We start from the raw sequence: 16,456 nt of genomic DNA, 5'->3' as shown, positions 1-16,456 counted from the left end.
TGGTAAGGCCGGAACGGTGCGGCAAGACGGTGCGGCGTGCAGGAAAGGCCTGCCTGATCGCAAAGGGATCACGCATCCCTGCAGACTGGGCTCGCCATCCCTGGCTCGCACACTTTGCTCTTCAGGCAGGCCCTTCCTGCCCGGCTGGCGGCGGTGCGGTTTTTTTTGGGATCAGATCTGGATTGAGTGCGGTTGATGAGAGTGGAAGTGCCCGAGCAGGACGAAAAGAGCAGTCCAGTGTGGGAAGGCAGGTGAGGGTTGGTAAGACGGTGCGTCGTGCAGGAAAGGCCTGCCTGATCGCAAAGGGATCCCGCATCCCTGCGGACTGGGCTCGCCATCCCTGGCTCGCACACTTTGCTCTTCAGCAGGCCTTACCTGCACGATTAGCGATAGTACGTGCTTACAGTGGAGGCACCATCGTGCAGGTGCACTGTATAAAAGACGATGGAGCTTTAGCTGGCTTTAAAGCTCCTCCCACACAGGCAGGTTGTGAACCTTTTTTCGATATGCGTGAAACAGTGCCATTGTCGTACCGAAGAACAGACCTGCGATCAGATTGGGTATCAGCGAATAGTTGTCGTCAGACACGCCCGGAAGAGAAGGCAATAAGAGCAGCAGTGGCATCATAAGCGTGTACATGCTGGCAAACACCACAAGATTGAGCCAGAAAGGAGTGAAACTCGGGGGTGGAAGATGGATATTCATTTTCCATAACAAACGATGTAATGGCGGAGCAGAGTTACTCGGCCATATTTTCTTCGCTGCCATCAGGGCTAAAGCCCGCGCTTTCCTGCGCTCGAAAATCTCGTTTTTCATCGTTTTATCATCCGTTACATCCCTGCTTAGCATTCGCTCTGGAGCGTAACTTAATCCTGTGGCTGTCTGATGACAGCGAGTGGCTGAATCGATGTTGTTTCAACAAGCATTACATCGCCCGCTTCAGCGGCAGCGGGGCCACCAGCACTTTCACGCCTAGTGCTTCAAACGCTTTTACCTGCGCAGTACTGATGCCGCTGTCGGTGATCAGGTAGTGAATATTGCTCCAGTCACAGGGCAGCGCGAACATCGAAACCTTGTCGATTTTGCTGGAGTCAGCGACCACGTAAACCGTGCTGGCAGATTTGATCATCGCCAGCTTTACCTTGATGTCAGTTTCACTGGGGAAGCTCAGGCCCAGACGCGGCGAGATGCAGGCGGTCGCCAGGAAGAGTTTACCGGCCAGCACGTTTTCGAAGAAGCTGGCCGCCTTTTCGCCGGAGGTAGAGAGCGTCGGAAATTTAAAGGTACCGCCGGTCAGCAGGATGTTGATCCCCGGCTCGCCGCCCAGTTTCAGGGCGATATTCACCGCGGTTGTCACGACCGACAGGCGGCGGATGTGGCTGATGGCATCGGTGATCGCGGTGGTCGTGGTGCCGGAATCGAAAATCACCGTGTCGCCATTTTCGATATGCTGCGCCGCCAGTCGGCCAATCGCCTCTTTCTCTTCCAGATGTGTCTGCCGCTCCAGCAGCATCGCCCCGGTATTCTGTTTGCCCGTCATCAGCGTCGCGCCACCATGGTAGCGCTGCACAAAACCCTGTTTTTGCAGCATGCGAAGGTCGCTGCGTAAGGTGGCTTCGGTCAGTCCAAAGGTCTCCGTCAAAGCTTTCACCGTGACAGTGCCATCCTCACGGATCATCTCCAGAATTTTCTCGCGGCGTTGCTGCATGTCAGCGAACTGCTCACTTTTGCTTTTCAATCGAAATGCTCCCTTTTCCAATAACCTGAGAAGTCGGGCGAACAAGGTCTTTGTGGCTGAGTTTAACGCGCCATTTTTATGAATGCGAGATAGCCTGATCTGCCTTTGGTTTTCGAACGAAAATATAAAATGTGCAGGTTATTGAATCTCTCACGCTTTCCGGATTGCAACCAGCTGGCTTTATTTCGGGACTGGAAGCCAGATCACGTCTTTTCAATCAGATAAGCCGCTTTGTAGGGCAGATGGTCGAAATTTGATCTGCTCCACACAACATTTCTTTTCGATGGCTTATATTTTTGTTCGAAAATGAGTGAGTCAACGGCATCGGCAAAAATCTGAGGGGAAGAGTGGGATGAGTGGTGAATATGACGTAAACCTGCGCTACGGCGTGGATACCGCAATGAATCTGGCCGGCAAAGTGGCCGTCGTGACCGGCGGGCTGGGCGGTATCGCGATGGCGACCAATGGCATGTTGCTGGAGAAGGGCGCGAGTCTGGCACTACTCTATCCGCCGTTTGAAGCAGAGAAGGTGGCCAGCCTGAGGGCAGATTTCCCCGTCGAGCGGGTGCAGTTTGTCTGCTGTGACGTTACCGATCCCGCGTCGGTTGAACAGGCTTTTGACGATGTGGTTTCCCACTATGGCCGGATCGATATCCTGGTGAACTGCGCAGGCTACGTGATGCTGCAGCCGGTGATCGAGACCGATTTTGCCGAGTGGCAGAAGCAGATTGCGGTGAATCTCACCGGGCCTTTTCTCTGCTCACAGGCCGCCGCACGGCTGATGATCCGTGCCGGTGCGGGCGGCAAAATTATTAATATCGCTTCCCAGGCGGCATCCATCGCTATCGACAACCATGTCGCCTACACCTCAGCCAAAGCGGGCCTGCTGGGCATGACCAAAGTGATGGCCAAAGAGTTTGCCCCGCATCGCATCAACGTTAACACCCTGTCGCCCACCGTGGTGCTGACGCCGATGGGCGAAAAGGCCTGGCGCGGCGAGAAGGGCGAGCAGATGAAGAAGCTGATTCCGCTCGGACGCTTTGCCTATACCGATGAGATCGCCGCTGCGGTGCTGTTTTTCGCCAGCAACGGCAGCGACATGATCACCGGCGCCGATTTGATGATCGATGGGGGCTTTACCATCTGGTAAGGCCAATCCAGCACCCGGGAATTCATACCCTGCCATAACGATAAGAGAGAACATCATGAAAAACCGTACCTTGCTGTGCACTGCCGTGGCTGCCTGTCTGGTTTCGCAGGCGGCGTTTGCCGCCGAAAAGGGCACCATTATGATTCTGGTTAACTCACTCGATAATCCCTACTACGCCTCCGAAGCCAAAGGCGCCAATCTCAAAGCGCAGGAACTGGGTTACAAAACAACGGTGCTGTCGCACGGTGAAGATGTGAAAAAGCAGAGCGAACTGATCGACGCCGCTATCGGTAAAAAAGTGCAGGGTATCGTGCTGGATAACGCCGACTCCACCGCCAGCGTGGCGGCGATTAAAAAAGCCAAAGATGCCGGGATCCCGGTGGTGCTGATCAACCGCGAAATCCCGGTGGATGATGTGGCGCTGGCACAGATCACCCACAACAACTTCCAGGCGGGTTCAGACGTTGCCAACGTCTTTGTTGAAAAGATGGGCGAAAAGGGCAAATACGCCGAACTCGCCTGTAACCTGGCGGATAACAACTGCGTGACACGCTCGAAATCGTTCCATCAGGTGCTGGATCAGTATCCTGATATGCAGAGCGTGGCACGGCAGGATGCCAAAGGCACGCTGATCGACGGCAAGCGCATTATGGACAGCATCCTGCAGGCGCATCCGGATGTGAAAGGGGTGATCTGCGGTAACGGCCCGGTGGCGCTGGGCGCCATTGCCGCGCTGAAGGCGGCCGGTCGCAACGATGTCATCGTGGTGGGGATTGATGGCAGCAACGACGAACGCGATGCAGTGAAAGCGGGCACGCTGAAAGCCACGGTCATGTTGCAGGCGCAGGCGATTGCCGCTGAAGGGGTGACCGATCTCGATAACTTCATTCAGAAGGGCGTGAAGCCGGAAAAACAGCGGGTGATGTTCCGCGGCATTCTGATTACCCCGGAAAACGCTAAAGGTGTACAGGACTTTAACTACAAGTCGTAATTAAACGCTGTCGCGCCTGCGAAAGCGGGCGCCAGGGAGAAGATGATGTCCCGAAGAGTCTGGCTGACGCTGGTGGTCTTGCTGTTAAGCGGTTGCAAAATTGTGTCGCAGCAGGAGCTGGCTGCCCTGAAAAATCCCCCCAATCCGAAAATGGCGAACATCGACCAGCTCTGGCAGCAGAAACTGGTGCCGCAGGTTCAGGCAGAGGCTAAACCGCTGGCGACGCTGATGAAGTCGCTGCAGTCTGCTAAAGACTTCGACAGTGCCTGTCAGAGCTACGGCTATCGCAGTCAGGCTGAGAATCCCTGTGTCTTCAGCGTCTCGGTTAGCGGCGAGGTGACCGCCGTAAATACCACGTCACGCAGTGGAAAGATGACCGTGAAAGATGAATCAGATGACAGTGTCACAATTCAGGTAGGGCCAATCATTCGTGGCACCGCTTTGCGGGATGTCTACAAAGGCGTGAGCTATCAGGACTTCAATGACCAGGTGCTGTTTGGTGATTACGGCAAGGCGATTAACCAGCACGCCTCCACTCTGATGCAGCAGTTTGCGCCGAAGGTGGGCGATAAAGTGAGGGTTTCCGGCGTGTTCAGCAGCTGGGACATTCCGCAGCAGCTGCCGGATATCACTCCGGCTGCGATCACCCGGCAATAAGGAGCGGCAGATGCAAAATCCTCAACCGCAACAGTCCGGCGACGTGATTATCGAAACGCGCAACGTGTCGCGTCTTTATCCCGGCGTGACCGCGCTCGATCAGGTCAGTTATCGGGTCTACCGCAATAAAGTTAACGTGCTGATCGGTGAGAACGGCGCCGGTAAGTCCACCATGATGAAGATGCTGGCGGGTGTAGAGACGCCGTCGTCGGGCGAGATTCTGCTGGATGGCAAGGTGGTGTCTCTGAACTCCACGCATCAGGCGGAGAAGCAGGGGATCAGCATCATTTTTCAGGAGCTGAATCTGTTTCCCAACATGAACGTGATGGACAACATCTTTATCGCCAATGAGTATTTCCAGCGCGGGGTGATCAATGAAAAGTATCAGTACGCGCTGGCAAAGTCGCTGCTGGAGCGGCTGCAGCTGGATGTCGATCCTTACGCGCCGCTGGGTGAGTTGGGTATTGGTCATCAGCAGCTGGTGGAGATTGCCCGGGCGCTGTCGAAGGATACCCGGGTACTTATCATGGATGAACCGACCAGCGCCCTGAGCCAGTCTGAAGTGAAAGTGCTGTTTAACGTCATCGATCAGCTTAAGCGGCGTGGGGTCACCATTATCTACATCTCTCACCGGCTGGAAGAGCTGATGGAGATTGGCGATCACATCACCATTTTCCGCGATGGCCGTTTTATCAGTGAGCGCGAGGTACGGGACGCCAGCGTGCCGTGGATTATCGCCCAGATGGTGGGTGACAAGAAAAAGCAGTTCGACTATCAGCCTGCGCCACAGGGGGAAACGGTGCTGGAGGTAGAGGGCCTGACTGCGCTGCATCAGAACGGCGGTTACAAGCTGAATGACGTCAGTTTTACGCTGCGCAAAGGCGAGGTGATCGGCATTTATGGTCTGCTGGGTGCCGGACGCACCGAGCTGTTCAAGGGGCTGATTGGCCTGATGCCCTGTCAGTCGGGCCGGGTACGTTTAGCGGGCAGGGATCTGGCGAAACGCAGCTTCCAGCAGCGGCTGAAAAGTGGCATAGCGCTGGTGCCCGAAGATCGCAAAGGCGAAGGGGTGATTGAACTGATGTCGGTCACCGCCAACATGACGCTCTCTGACTTCAGCCTGCGCGGTTTTCGACGTGCGCTGGGGCTGTTAAATCCTGCCAGGGAGCAGCAGCGGGTCAGTGAGATGATCGGCCATCTGGCGATTAAAGTCAGCGATCCCGACCTGCCGGTTACGGCGCTGAGCGGCGGTAATCAGCAGAAGGTGGTGCTGGGTAAAGCGCTGATGACCGGGCCACAGGTGGTGCTGCTGGATGAGCCAACGCGCGGTATCGACGTGGGTGCCAAAACCGACGTCTATCACCTGATTGGCAGTCTGGCACAGCAGGGGCTGGCAGTGATGTTCTCCTCGTCTGAACTGGATGAGGTGATGGCGCTGGCGGACCGCATTTTAGTGATGGCCGATGGCCGGATAACTGCCGATCTGCCGCGCGCAGCGGCGACGCGAGAACATCTGATTGCGGCATCAACCCCGCAGGATTAAGAGCCTGACCCATCAGGCTACTTTATTTGTCCGTCTGAACCTGGGCAGTGGTCACACAGGCTGCTTTAGCAACCTGAACGCCCGTCAGGGCGGCCCTGAAGGGGCGAGCACAGCGAGTAATCCTGACGTACTGCGTGTACGTGCCGGTTGTTCCGCGCTGTCCGTGTCCAGACTGCCTGAAACCATTACGCCTGGCGGGCCAGGCTCTAAGCTGGCCGGAGAATTTCATGAACCAAAAATATCTGCTCTATATGTACCTGCTCAAGGCCCGCACCTTTATTGCGTTGCTGATTGTGGTCGGCTTTTTCAGCGTGATGGTGCCGAACTTTCTTACCCCCTCTAACCTGCTGATCATGACGCAGCACGTGGCGATTACCGGCCTGCTGGCCATTGGTATGACGCTGGTGATCCTGACCGGCGGTATCGATCTCTCGGTGGGTGCGGTCGCCGGGATCTGCGGCATGGTGGCGGGCGCACTGCTCACCAATGGCATCCCGTTGTGGGGCGGCAATACGCTGTTTCTCAACGTGCCTGAAGTGATTCTGGTGGTGGCCATCTTTGGCGTGCTGGTGGGGCTGATTAACGGCACGGTGATCACCCGACTGGGCGTCGCACCCTTTATCTGCACCCTGGGCATGATGTATGTGGCGCGCGGTGCGGCGTTGCTGTTCAACGACGGCGGCACCTACGCTAACCTGGTGGGAGTGCCCGCGCTGGGCAACACCGGCTTTTCGCTGCTCGGCTCCGGCACCGTACTGGGCGTTTATCTGCCAATCTGGCTGATGCTCGGCTTTTTACTGCTCGGCCTCTACCTGACACGCAAAACCCCGCTGGGTCGTTACATCTACGCCATTGGCGGCAATGAGTCCGCCGCGCGACTGGCGGGTGTGCCGATTATCAAGGTGAAAGTCTTTGTCTACGCCTTTTCCGGCCTATGCGCGGGGCTTGTCGGGCTGGTGGTGGCCTCTCAGTTGCAGACCGCGCACCCGATGACCGGCAACATGTTTGAGATGGATGCCATTGGTGCCACCGTGCTGGGCGGCACGGCGCTGGCGGGTGGACGTGGCCGGGTTTCCGGCTCGATTATTGGCGCTTTCGTTATCGTCTTCCTGGCGGATGGCATGGTGATGATGGGCGTCAGCGATTTCTGGCAGATGGTGATCAAAGGTCTGGTGATTGTGACTGCGGTAGTCATCGACCAGTTCCAGCAACGTCTGCAAAGCAAAGTGGTGCTGCTGCGTCGCCATGAAAAAAAGCAGCAGGCAGCCCCCCTTACTGATGTTCGTCACAGTTAACAGGAGCGATTATGAGCCGCGAACAACGTGGAAAAACAGTGGTGATAACCGGTGCCTGTCGTGGCATCGGGGCCGGGATCGCGGCGCGTTTCGCCCGCGACGGGGCCAGGCTGGTGATGGTGTCGAATGCTGACCGGGTGTTCGCTACAGCCGACCAGCTTCAGCAGCAGTATGGCAGTGAGATTCTGGCGCTGCAGGTCGATATCACGGATGAAGCTGCGGTGCAGCAGCTCTATCAGCAGGCCTTTGAACGCTTTGGTCAGATCGACGTCTCGATACAGAATGCGGGCGTGATCACCATCGACCGCTTCGACACCATGCCGAAAAGCGACTTTGAGCGGATTCTGGCGGTTAACACCACCGGCGTCTGGCTTTGCTGCCGTGAAGCGGCGAAATATATGGTGCAGCAGCGCAGTGGCAGCCTGATCAACACCTCATCGGGGCAGGGACGACAGGGCTTTATTTACACGCCGCACTACGCCGCCAGCAAAATGGGGGTGATAGGCATTACCCAGAGTCTGGCGCTGGAGCTGGCGCCGTGGAACATTACGGTCAACGCTTTTTGCCCTGGCATCATTGAGAGTGAGATGTGGGATTACAACGATCGCGTCTGGGGCGAGATCCTCAGCAGCGAGGAGAAAACCTACGGTAAAGGGGAGCTGATGGCGGAGTGGGTGAAAAACATTCCGCTGAAGCGTGCCGGTCAGCCGGAAGATGTCGCCGGACTGGTGGCCTTTCTGGCATCAGAGGATGCGCGATACATCACCGGGCAGACCATCAATGTGGATGGCGGGTTGATCTTCTCCTGATGCGGTGAGAGATCGCAGGCCTGCTGTAAACGCAGGCCTTTTTCTGACCCGGACTTTTCTGTTATATGCACAATTCGCCGCTGCTGTCCTGCATCGCCGTCACAATATGTTAAGGTAATAGCTGATGATTTTTGTTTAATTGCAGCTACGAACTAATCAATGTGCCGGGTGACATGATACGGAAAACAGGGGTTCTCTCTTTGATTGCGCTGTCGCTGACTGCCACGCAGAGCGCCCGCGCCTTCCAGACTGAAACAGCGGTGTCAGAGACGCCATTCGACAATCCTGCGCGCTACAGTCAGTCGCTGCCGACGCTCGGCGGTGCCAGCGATCAGGATGAAGAGTGGAGCAAAAAGCTGGCGGCCGTGGCCAAAAGTATCGGTGAAGCGAGTAACAACAGCGACAGCAATGTCACGTTTGGTCAGCAGGCGGGCGTCTGGGCGTTCAATCATCTGCGCGATGAAGTGGCCGATCGGGTTGAGAGCGAAGGGCAGTCACTGCTTTCCCCTTACGGCACCGCGCAGCTGGATCTGAAAGTCGACATGAACGGAAACTTTACCGGCACCGGCGGCGATCTCTTCAGCGCACTGGCCGACGAAAACAGCCGGCTCACCTTCAGCCAGCTTGGTCTGCACGATACCGGCGATGGCCTGGTTGGCAATGCAGGACTGGGGCAACGCTGGGATGCCGGTGACTGGCTGCTGGGTTACAACGGCTTTGTTGACCGCGTGTTCAGCAGCGGCCTGCAACGCGCCTCTGTGGGCACGGAAGCGTGGAGCGATTCAATGCGCTTCTCGGCCAACTACTATCAGCCGCTTTCCGGCTGGAAAAATCTGGGCGATTCGCAGCAGCAGCGCATGGCGCGCGGCTACGATATTACCAGCCAGAGCTATCTGCCCTTTTATCGTCAGCTGGGCGTTTCGGTGAGCTATCAGCAATATCTGGGTGAGAATGTCGATCTGTTTAACAGCGGCAACCGCTATCACAATCCCTCCGCCATGTCGTTTGGCCTCTCTTACACTCCCGTGCCGCTGGTGACGCTGTCCGCTACCCATAAAACCAGCAGCGCCGGTGAGAGTCAGGATCAGCTGGGGCTGAAACTCAACTATCGCTTTGGCGTGGCGCTGCGACGTCAGCTCGATGCCGGAAACGTCGCGGAGGCGCACTCTCTGCGCGGCAGCCGTTACGATACCGTCACCCGCAGCGATACGCCGGTGCTCGCCTTCCGTCAGCGCAAAACGCTGTCCGTGTTTCTGGCAACCCCGCCCTGGCAGTTAAGCAGTGGCGAGAGTCTGCCGCTGAAGCTGCAGGTGCGCGCCAGCAATGCTATCAAGGCGGTAAGCTGGCAGGGCGATACGCAGGCGCTGAGCCTGACACCTCCGGCCAATAACGCCGATCCGCAGGGCTGGAGTGTGATCTTACCGCAATGGGATCCGTCGCCAGACGCCAGCAACGAATATCGCCTGTCGGTAACGCTGGAGGATAGCAAGCAGCAGCGTGTGACCTCTAACTGGATCACCCTGAAAATTCAGCCACCGATGACCGTGGACGAGGCCCCGCAGAACGATCGTTATGATTTGATGGCACCCGGTGGCACCACACTTTAGTTGGGATGCTTTACTGCACAGAAAGGATTGGGGGGAGTGAATAGCGGTGGTGGTGTGCAGACGGCGTTGTTAACGTCTGCAGGCCCGACAGCGGTTACTGGCAGAGATAAGTTGTCGGGTTGACGAAGGCGCGGGTGCGGCAGAGTGACATCACTATTGATCCTGAAATAACCGCGGGAATCGCCGGGTGAAAGCAGGAACGACGCTGCGCTGCGGGCAGGGTATTGATATTAAGAAGGCGCGGGCAGCGCCGCCATTTAGCACAGCGGCCCGGTTATCAGTTAACCATGCTCATCACAATACGCACCGCTCTGGCGTAGACTTCTCGCTGACCGTTTACCGACCGTGCCTGCTGATGCTGCAGGAATGCAATTATGTCCTGTAAGCCTGCCGTCTTGCCTGACTTCAGCAGGCTCGACACGGCCTGCCCTACAACGGCATGGACGTCAGCCATATCTGCCGGTTTATCGGTACTCAATTGAAACTCCAGCGCAACCGTTCTGTTGAATAGCACCTGAAGAGGCAACACTCAGGCGATTCAGCTTTATCAGCCTGGTCACAGGTTTTTTATAAGCCAGCATCATGGCAGGGCCTTAAGCAGCTTTTCACGCAGCGTTGCCACCTGGGTTGTCAGGTCACCAAGTTCACTACAGGCGGTATCCATCACCGAGATCATATCAGCCGGGACGCCAGCCGCCGCGACTTTAAGCTGGTGGCCCTGTTCTGTCAGGGAGATCAGTACCCGGCGCTCATCATTTCCCGTGTCACGCTGGCGGCAGATAATGCCCCCGCTTTCAAGCCGCTTCAGAAGCTGGCTGAGCGTGCCGGAATCAAGCCGGACACGTGCACCAATATCAGAGACGGTCAGGCGATCTTTCTCCCACAGCACCAGCAGCACCAGATATTGCGGATAGGTCAGACCCAGCGGTTTTAACCGCGACTGATAGAGCTTTGTCATGGCAAGTGAGGCGGAATAGAGCGCAAAGCAGAGAAACTGGTCGATGGTTTCAGGCGCTGCACTGGCGGGAGGCGTATCGGAGATCCCCGCGGGTTCGTCATTCATATCTTTACTCATTCTGAGTCCGGGGTGGGACAGCCAGACCCCAGGCTGTTGGTCAGCCGTGAAGTCTCGCGAATAGTATCTCGGGGAGATGTTGATTTCGGCAGCATCTCTTTCTGGTGTAAGACACCAGACTTTTAAGCGCTATCGCAGCGGGAGAAAAAGCCTTTAGCTGCGCCGCCGATTGAAAGTCGGCACAGTATTGAGTCAAATTAAATTGAAGTCAACATAACCGGTCGCAACCCTTGCGCACAACGTGCGCCGGGTGCAACGCAGCTAAGATCGGCAGGACAATTTCAGCATTTAACCCAGGCTGAAGCCGCCCGCCGATACGGCTTATACGGTGAAGGTCTCTACCATACCGCGCAGGTCGCGCGCCTGGGCCAGCAGTGACTGCGATGCAGAAGAGGACTCTTCCACCAGCGCGGCGTTATTCTGCGTGACGCCATCCATCTGACTCACCGCAATACTGACCTGGGAGATGCCCTGCATCTGTTCACCGGAGGAGAGGGAGAGGTTGTCCATAGCATCGGCCAGTTCACCGACGCGGCTGACAATCTTCAGGATGCGCTCACCCGTTCCGGCCGCTACGGTCACGCCATCCTCGACCTGCGTCACGGCCTGCTCAATCAGCTGCTTAATGTCGCGTGCTGCGGTGGCGCTGCGCTGGGCCAGTGAGCGGACTTCACCCGCGACCACGGCAAATCCGCGGCCCTCTTCACCAGCGCGCGCCGCTTCGACGGCGGCGTTGAGCGCCAGAATATTGGTCTGGAAAGCGATGCCTTCAATCACCGACGTAATATCGCGTACCCGAACGGCACTCAGCGAAATGTCATGCATGGTTTCTGACAGGCGCTGGACATCTGCTTCGCCCGCCTGGGCCAGGGTGGCGGCCTCGCGCGCTGAACCGGCAGTCTGCTGCGCGCCCGCGGCGTTGCTTTTTACCGTGGCGGTGAGCTGCTCCATGCTGGCGGCCGTTTCCTGCAGCGCAGCAGCCTGCTGCTCGGTACGGGATGAAAGCTCGGTATTGCCCTGCGAAATCTCATCGGCCGCCAGCGCCACCGAGGCGGATGCCCCTTTGATCTGCGTAACCAGTTCGCGCAGGTTGGTCTGCATGCCGCTGAGCGACGCAAGCAGGCTGGTGCTGTCGCCACGGCGCAGCGTGACCGGCGAGGTGAGATCACCGGCGGCAATCGCAGCAGCCAGCGTCTGAGCCTGCACCGGTTCGCCGCCCAGCTGGCGCATCAGTATCCGCACAATAAACGCGCAGGTGACGACGGCAGCCAGCACGGAGAGCACCGCCAGGATGATCAGTATCCAGGTGGTGCGGGCGATGGCGATGCCGTTATCCACCACCGCATCCCGGCTGCTGCGCATCTCAAGCTCGGTCAGATCGTTTATCGCCTTCAGCAGGCTCTGCTGAGCCGGACGCGCCACCTTTAACAGATAGTCGGTGACCTCCTGCTGACGATTTTCCATCCCCAGTTTCCCGGCGGTCATCAGCGTGGAGAGAGCGGCCTCTTCAGTGGACTCGATTCTGCTCATCGCCTCCCGTCCTGCCTGTCCGGGGTCGGTCTGCATCATGCCTGAGAGTACTTCGCGGTTGCTGATATAAAGCGCGCGCTGTTTTTGCAGACGTTCCCATTCTGGCTTCATGGCAACGGGATCGGTCAGCAGAGCAAGGTTACGCACCGCGATTGCCATATCCCGCACGCCACCGCGCATATCCAGCACCGTCTGGTACTTTTTCAAACGGACATTAACCACCTCGTCCATACCATCGCGAGCGCTATCCAGCGCGTGAATCGCGGTGCCGGTACAGATAATAAACAGCAGAATAAGCAAGCCAAAACCTGCGCTAAGGCGCGTTGAAATTTTCATCTCTCTTTCCGAAAGAGTTCATTGGGTAAACCGGTATCGGCAGGCGAGAGAACTTCTGGAGAGTTACGTTTAACTAAATTGTTCGCTATTTAATTTCACGAAATTAAAAGTTGCACGTATACCCACCTCGTTATGCCGCAAAAATCGTAACGGAATTGATAACGAAAACCCGGCCAATATCCTGATAAATAGATTTTTATCGCCTGGCGAGTGTGCGCCTTTTCGCGCTGTGCAGCCGCGCGATACGCCAGCGGCGTAACCCGTCAAAAACACCGGAATGCATAAATTTAACCGGACGGGCCTGTTAATCTGGCCGCTGCTGCCGATAGAACACTATTCGACATTGATGACGTAACCGACACGCATCGGGCTTCGCAGAACGTCTGTCTCACTGCCGTAAAGCGGGTGAGAACGTGCGAATGCGATGAGTAAAAATAGCGGAGGGGTGATAATTGTCGGCAGCTTAGCAGACATTGTATGAGAAGTACGCCCCGGTTTTTTACTGAAAATTAAAACAAAACTCTGACACTTTCCATCACCGGGAACTAACGCATGCGCCTGAAACTTTTCTGGCTCGCAATGCTGAATATTGCGACCATCATTTTACTCTCCACGCTGTGGGAATTCGGGCTCGAGGCGTGGATCTCCAGCCTGCTGGGCCTGAGCTATGATCCCGATTTTGAAACCAGCAAGCGGCTGCGGTTTATCCTGACCTCCACCTCGTTTGCCGGACTGGCAATGATTATTCCGGCGCTGCTTATTGCGGGTCTGATCCGCAACACGCTGCGTGCGGAAAAAAATGCCCTCAGGCTGGCCGGAACTGATGCGCTGACGGGAGTCATGAACCGCCGATCGTTCACTGCACATATTGCTGCGCTTGATGCTGACGGGACGCCCTACACCCTGACGCTGCTCGACATCAATGACTTTAAGAATATCAATGATCTGAACGGTCATCGTCAGGGCGACGCCACGCTGGTCGCGCTGGCCAATCTGTTGACCACCTCGGCGGGTACCGGGAGTCAGGTGTTTCGCATCGGTGGGGATGAATTTGCCATTGTTGCCCAGGCTTCACAGGCAGAGCAGACACTGGCCGCCGCCGAAAGCTTCTGCCAGCATGCGGCATCCATCCGGACCGGTCCGCACACCTTCCTGAGCCTTTCAGCAGGCATTGCCAGCTCAGCCTGCACGGGTCAGGCCGATGTCGTGCGGGCGGCGGATCTGGCATTGTACGAGGCGAAGCAGGATAAGTGCGCCTGTCTGGCACGATTCTCTCCGGACATGGAGTTGCGCTTTCGCCAGCGGGAAAGGCTGGAGCAGGAGGTTGTTGCCGCAGTTAGCGGTCACGCCATCGTTCCCTTTCTGCAGCCGCTGGTTTCACTGCGCACCGGTAACATTACCGGCTTTGAGATACTGGCGCGCTGGATCACTGCGTCCGGTCAGACGGTTTCACCTGCAGAGTTTCTGCCAGTGGTGGAGCGGCTGGGGTTGATGGACAGCATGACCGTGGCGCTGCTGCAGGATGCTGTCAGTGCAACCCGGGCATGGCCAGCCGGGCTCTGCCTGTCGCTGAACATTACCCCGGAGCAATTGCTGAGACCGTCGCTGACCAGCTGTTTGTCCAGCATTATGCAGCATGCCGGGCCGGTAATGCTGGAACTTGAAATCACCGAACAGAATGTCATGGCCATTTCTGACGATGCCCGCCAGGCGATCCGTCTGCTTAAAGAGGCCGGTATCGGAGTGGTGCTGGATGATTTTGGCACCGGTTACTCCAACCTGTCGGTTTTGCTGGGACTGGGTATTACCAAAATCAAAATTGACCAGACGTTTATCGCCGGAATCGTGACCGGATCTGAGCAGCGAAAAGTGGTGGAAACGCTGCTGGCACTCTGTCAGGGGCTTAATGTGATCATTACTGCAGAGGGCATTGAGGATGTCGCCACGCTGAGGTGGCTGAGAAAGCGCGGCTGTGATTATGGTCAGGGATATCTCTTCAGCCGTCCGGTTCCTGCCGGGCAGGCCACCACGTTGCTGGCGTCCGCTAACGTGGAGGAATTGATGCAGGAAGAGGCGATGGCCGTTAGCTTAGTCAGGTCGCTGGGCTGAAAGCGCGTAACACTCTCTGTGGCCGGGATTAAAACAATAAACGGGCCCGGCGGTCAGAGCCGGGCCCGCTGTCACATCAGAACTGGTAAATCAGACCCAGGGCTGTGATGTCGTCGGTCGCCAGGCGAAGCGGATTGTTATCTTTCAACAGGTTGATGCGGTATTCACCATAGACCGACATGTTCTTGTTGAAGTAGTAAGTGGCACCCACTGCGGTGTATTTAATGATGTCGGCATCGCCGATATTCTCAATTTCCTTGCCTTTGGATGAGACATAACCCACGGACGGACGGAAGCCGTTCAGGAACTGATACTGCGCCACGGCTTCAAAGTTCTGCGCTTTGTTAGCGAAACCGCCAGTAATTGGCGTGGCGTTCAGCGTTTCACCGTACATGGCAGCCAGATAGACCTGGTTCGCATCATATTTCACCGAGGTCGCCCAGTGCTGGGCTTTTTCGCCTTCTCCGCGTGCGGCAGCATTCTGCGCCGTTGTGCGATCCAGGCTGGCAAACGCGCCGGCAAAACTCAGGCCGAAATCGAAGTCATAGGAAGCGGAGAGGGCGAAGCCGTCGCCGTTGGAACGACGCACGCCATCAATGTTACTGCTGCGATCGTTTTTGCCCTGATACTGCGCGGCAAGGTTTAAGCCGTCGACCAGACCAAAGAAATTGCTGTTACGCCAGGTCAGTACACCGGTTGAGCGGCCAGAGAGAAAGGCGTCGGTATAACCGGAGTCGCCGCCGAAGAACGGCAGCATATCGGTATAACTCAGCACGTCATAGACCAGGCCGTAGTTACGTCCGTAATCCAGCGAACCTGCCTCGCCAAACTTCAGGCCAGCATAGCCCAGACGGGTCCGGTTGGTGGCCTGGGCGTCACTGCCCTCGGAGTTATGCAGACTGTACTGATACTGCCAGAAACCGTAGCCGGTAAGCTGGTCAGTAATCTTTGTCTCGCCTTTGAAGCCAAAGCGGGCATAAGAGGAGGTATCACCATCGTTGTTGTTATTGTCAGAAAAGAGGTGTGACACGTTAATCTTGCCGACCAGATCCAGCTTATTGCCATCCTTGTTATAAACTTCTGCGGCCTGCGCGGAGGAGAGACCGATCAGTAACGGCATGACAGCCGCCAGTAAAGTGCGCTTCATCATTTAATCATTACCCTGTATTCATTAATTATTATTCCCCTGATGTGGGGTGAAAAGAAAATGACACAAAAAGATAAAACTACAAAGTGCAATAAAAGTAACAAAATGTGATGTCTATATTCAGCTGATGGATAACAGCGAGGAACAGAAGATTAAATTGTAAAGTAATAAGATTTTCTTCTAATAAGTAATTATGAGTTATCTGATTTTATATCTCTATTTATCAATGCATTATGTTTGTATGTAGTGATCTTAAATGGGCTTTTTTTGTACATTTTTAAATCAATATAACCCCTGGTTTAATTATGGCTGATTATCTGCTAAGAATAGCCTTATAAGGCTTTTATCCTAACCATTAGTCTGCGTATTAATATTTGTTCATCTTTCTGGAATATTCTTTCTGGCCCGATGATCACCTCCGGAATAATAGTCAGAGTCGCTGATTAAATATTGATCAGCCTGTTTATAA

General features: G+C 56.0%; 14 protein-coding genes. 8 read left to right on the top strand and 6 right to left on the bottom strand.

Translation table 11 applies throughout. The features are described 5' to 3' along the window. Positions 1-462 precede the first annotated feature (462 nt). Complete coding sequence (locus ACXKZD_RS11180) at positions 463-816, bottom strand: DUF6404 family protein (RefSeq protein ID WP_031292988.1); 354 nt, start codon at positions 814-816, stop codon at positions 463-465. A 109-nt stretch (positions 817-925) separates the two neighbouring features. After that, the gene (locus ACXKZD_RS11175) at positions 926-1,738 is read right to left on the bottom strand and encodes a DeoR/GlpR family DNA-binding transcription regulator (RefSeq protein WP_010245789.1); all 813 of its coding nucleotides are present in this window, start codon (positions 1,736-1,738) and stop codon (positions 926-928) included. A gap of 352 nt (positions 1,739-2,090) precedes the next feature. Here ACXKZD_RS11175 and ACXKZD_RS11170 point away from each other — a divergent pair, with 352 nt between their 5' ends. The 7 genes from ACXKZD_RS11170 (at position 2,091) to ACXKZD_RS11140 (ending at position 9,790) form a co-directional block, all read left to right on the top strand. Then, a complete protein-coding gene (locus ACXKZD_RS11170; protein ID WP_010245786.1) occupies positions 2,091-2,888 on the top strand; it encodes a GolD/DthD family dehydrogenase in 798 nt (265 codons plus the stop codon). Positions 2,889-2,943: 55 nt separating this feature from the next. Further along, positions 2,944-3,879 (top strand): D-ribose ABC transporter substrate-binding protein, encoded by a 936-nt coding sequence (locus ACXKZD_RS11165; protein ID WP_010670004.1) that lies wholly within the window; start codon positions 2,944-2,946, stop codon positions 3,877-3,879. A 45-nt stretch (positions 3,880-3,924) separates the two neighbouring features. Next, a complete protein-coding gene (locus tag ACXKZD_RS11160) occupies positions 3,925-4,536 on the top strand; it encodes a DUF2291 family protein (RefSeq protein ID WP_033786159.1) in 612 nt (203 codons plus the stop codon). A gap of 10 nt (positions 4,537-4,546) precedes the next feature. Further along, positions 4,547-6,079 (top strand): sugar ABC transporter ATP-binding protein, encoded by a 1,533-nt coding sequence (locus ACXKZD_RS11155; RefSeq protein ID WP_033757441.1) that lies wholly within the window; start codon positions 4,547-4,549, stop codon positions 6,077-6,079. 227 nt (positions 6,080-6,306) lie between these two features. Further along, positions 6,307-7,374 (top strand): ABC transporter permease, encoded by a 1,068-nt coding sequence (locus ACXKZD_RS11150; protein WP_010245772.1) that lies wholly within the window; start codon positions 6,307-6,309, stop codon positions 7,372-7,374. An 11-nt stretch (positions 7,375-7,385) separates the two neighbouring features. Continuing rightward, positions 7,386-8,183, top strand: a complete 798-nt coding sequence (locus ACXKZD_RS11145) for an SDR family oxidoreductase (RefSeq protein WP_010245769.1) — start codon at positions 7,386-7,388, stop codon at positions 8,181-8,183. A gap of 173 nt (positions 8,184-8,356) precedes the next feature. Further along, on the top strand, positions 8,357-9,790 hold the full coding sequence (locus ACXKZD_RS11140; RefSeq protein WP_171820329.1) for a YchO/YchP family invasin: 1,434 nt from the start codon (positions 8,357-8,359) through the stop codon (positions 9,788-9,790). Between the two features lie 277 nt (positions 9,791-10,067). Here the strand turns inward: ACXKZD_RS11140 and ACXKZD_RS11135 are convergent, their stop codons facing one another. The 3 genes from ACXKZD_RS11135 to ACXKZD_RS11125 all read right to left on the bottom strand — a co-directional run bounded on the left by ACXKZD_RS11135 (position 10,068) and on the right by ACXKZD_RS11125 (position 12,731). After that, on the bottom strand, positions 10,068-10,268 hold the full coding sequence (locus ACXKZD_RS11135; RefSeq protein WP_194709459.1) for a hypothetical protein: 201 nt from the start codon (positions 10,266-10,268) through the stop codon (positions 10,068-10,070). Positions 10,269-10,370: 102 nt separating this feature from the next. Further along, on the bottom strand, positions 10,371-10,865 hold the full coding sequence (locus tag ACXKZD_RS11130) for a MarR family winged helix-turn-helix transcriptional regulator (RefSeq protein ID WP_033757448.1): 495 nt from the start codon (positions 10,863-10,865) through the stop codon (positions 10,371-10,373). 321 nt (positions 10,866-11,186) lie between these two features. Continuing rightward, positions 11,187-12,731, bottom strand: a complete 1,545-nt coding sequence (locus ACXKZD_RS11125; RefSeq protein ID WP_033771601.1) for a methyl-accepting chemotaxis protein — start codon at positions 12,729-12,731, stop codon at positions 11,187-11,189. A 552-nt stretch (positions 12,732-13,283) separates the two neighbouring features. Between ACXKZD_RS11125 and ACXKZD_RS11120 the strand changes: the two genes are divergently transcribed. After that, the gene (locus ACXKZD_RS11120; protein ID WP_187491384.1) at positions 13,284-14,840 is read left to right on the top strand and encodes a putative bifunctional diguanylate cyclase/phosphodiesterase; all 1,557 of its coding nucleotides are present in this window, start codon (positions 13,284-13,286) and stop codon (positions 14,838-14,840) included. A gap of 76 nt (positions 14,841-14,916) precedes the next feature. Here ACXKZD_RS11120 and ACXKZD_RS11115 read toward each other — a convergent pair whose 3' ends face one another. Next, a complete protein-coding gene (locus ACXKZD_RS11115; protein ID WP_488981603.1) occupies positions 14,917-15,990 on the bottom strand; it encodes a porin in 1,074 nt (357 codons plus the stop codon). Between the last annotated feature and the right edge of the window lie 466 nt (positions 15,991-16,456).

The organism is Pantoea sp. ABR1s, from assembly GCF_057812235.1.
Note: the sequence above shows the minus strand (reverse complement) of the source record. Positions and strands in the feature narration are given on the sequence as shown.

Excerpts from the sequence above, each read along its gene's own strand:
- ACXKZD_RS11180 (WP_031292988.1), bottom strand. The coding sequence starts at position 816 with ATGAAAAACGAGATTTTCGAGCGCAGGAAAGCGCGGGCTTTAGCCCTG.
- ACXKZD_RS11170 (WP_010245786.1), top strand. The coding sequence starts at position 2,091 with ATGAGTGGTGAATATGACGTAAACCTGCGCTACGGCGTGGATACCGCA.
- ACXKZD_RS11165 (WP_010670004.1), top strand. The coding sequence starts at position 2,944 with ATGAAAAACCGTACCTTGCTGTGCACTGCCGTGGCTGCCTGTCTGGTT.
- ACXKZD_RS11160 (WP_033786159.1), top strand. The coding sequence starts at position 3,925 with ATGTCCCGAAGAGTCTGGCTGACGCTGGTGGTCTTGCTGTTAAGCGGT.
- ACXKZD_RS11155 (WP_033757441.1), top strand. The coding sequence starts at position 4,547 with ATGCAAAATCCTCAACCGCAACAGTCCGGCGACGTGATTATCGAAACG.
- ACXKZD_RS11150 (WP_010245772.1), top strand. The coding sequence starts at position 6,307 with ATGAACCAAAAATATCTGCTCTATATGTACCTGCTCAAGGCCCGCACC.
- ACXKZD_RS11145 (WP_010245769.1), top strand. The coding sequence starts at position 7,386 with ATGAGCCGCGAACAACGTGGAAAAACAGTGGTGATAACCGGTGCCTGT.
- ACXKZD_RS11140 (WP_171820329.1), top strand. The coding sequence starts at position 8,357 with ATGATACGGAAAACAGGGGTTCTCTCTTTGATTGCGCTGTCGCTGACT.
- ACXKZD_RS11130 (WP_033757448.1), bottom strand. The coding sequence starts at position 10,865 with ATGAGTAAAGATATGAATGACGAACCCGCGGGGATCTCCGATACGCCT.
- ACXKZD_RS11125 (WP_033771601.1), bottom strand. The coding sequence starts at position 12,731 with ATGAAAATTTCAACGCGCCTTAGCGCAGGTTTTGGCTTGCTTATTCTG.
- ACXKZD_RS11120 (WP_187491384.1), top strand. The coding sequence starts at position 13,284 with ATGCGCCTGAAACTTTTCTGGCTCGCAATGCTGAATATTGCGACCATC.
- ACXKZD_RS11115 (WP_488981603.1), bottom strand. The coding sequence starts at position 15,990 with ATGATGAAGCGCACTTTACTGGCGGCTGTCATGCCGTTACTGATCGGT.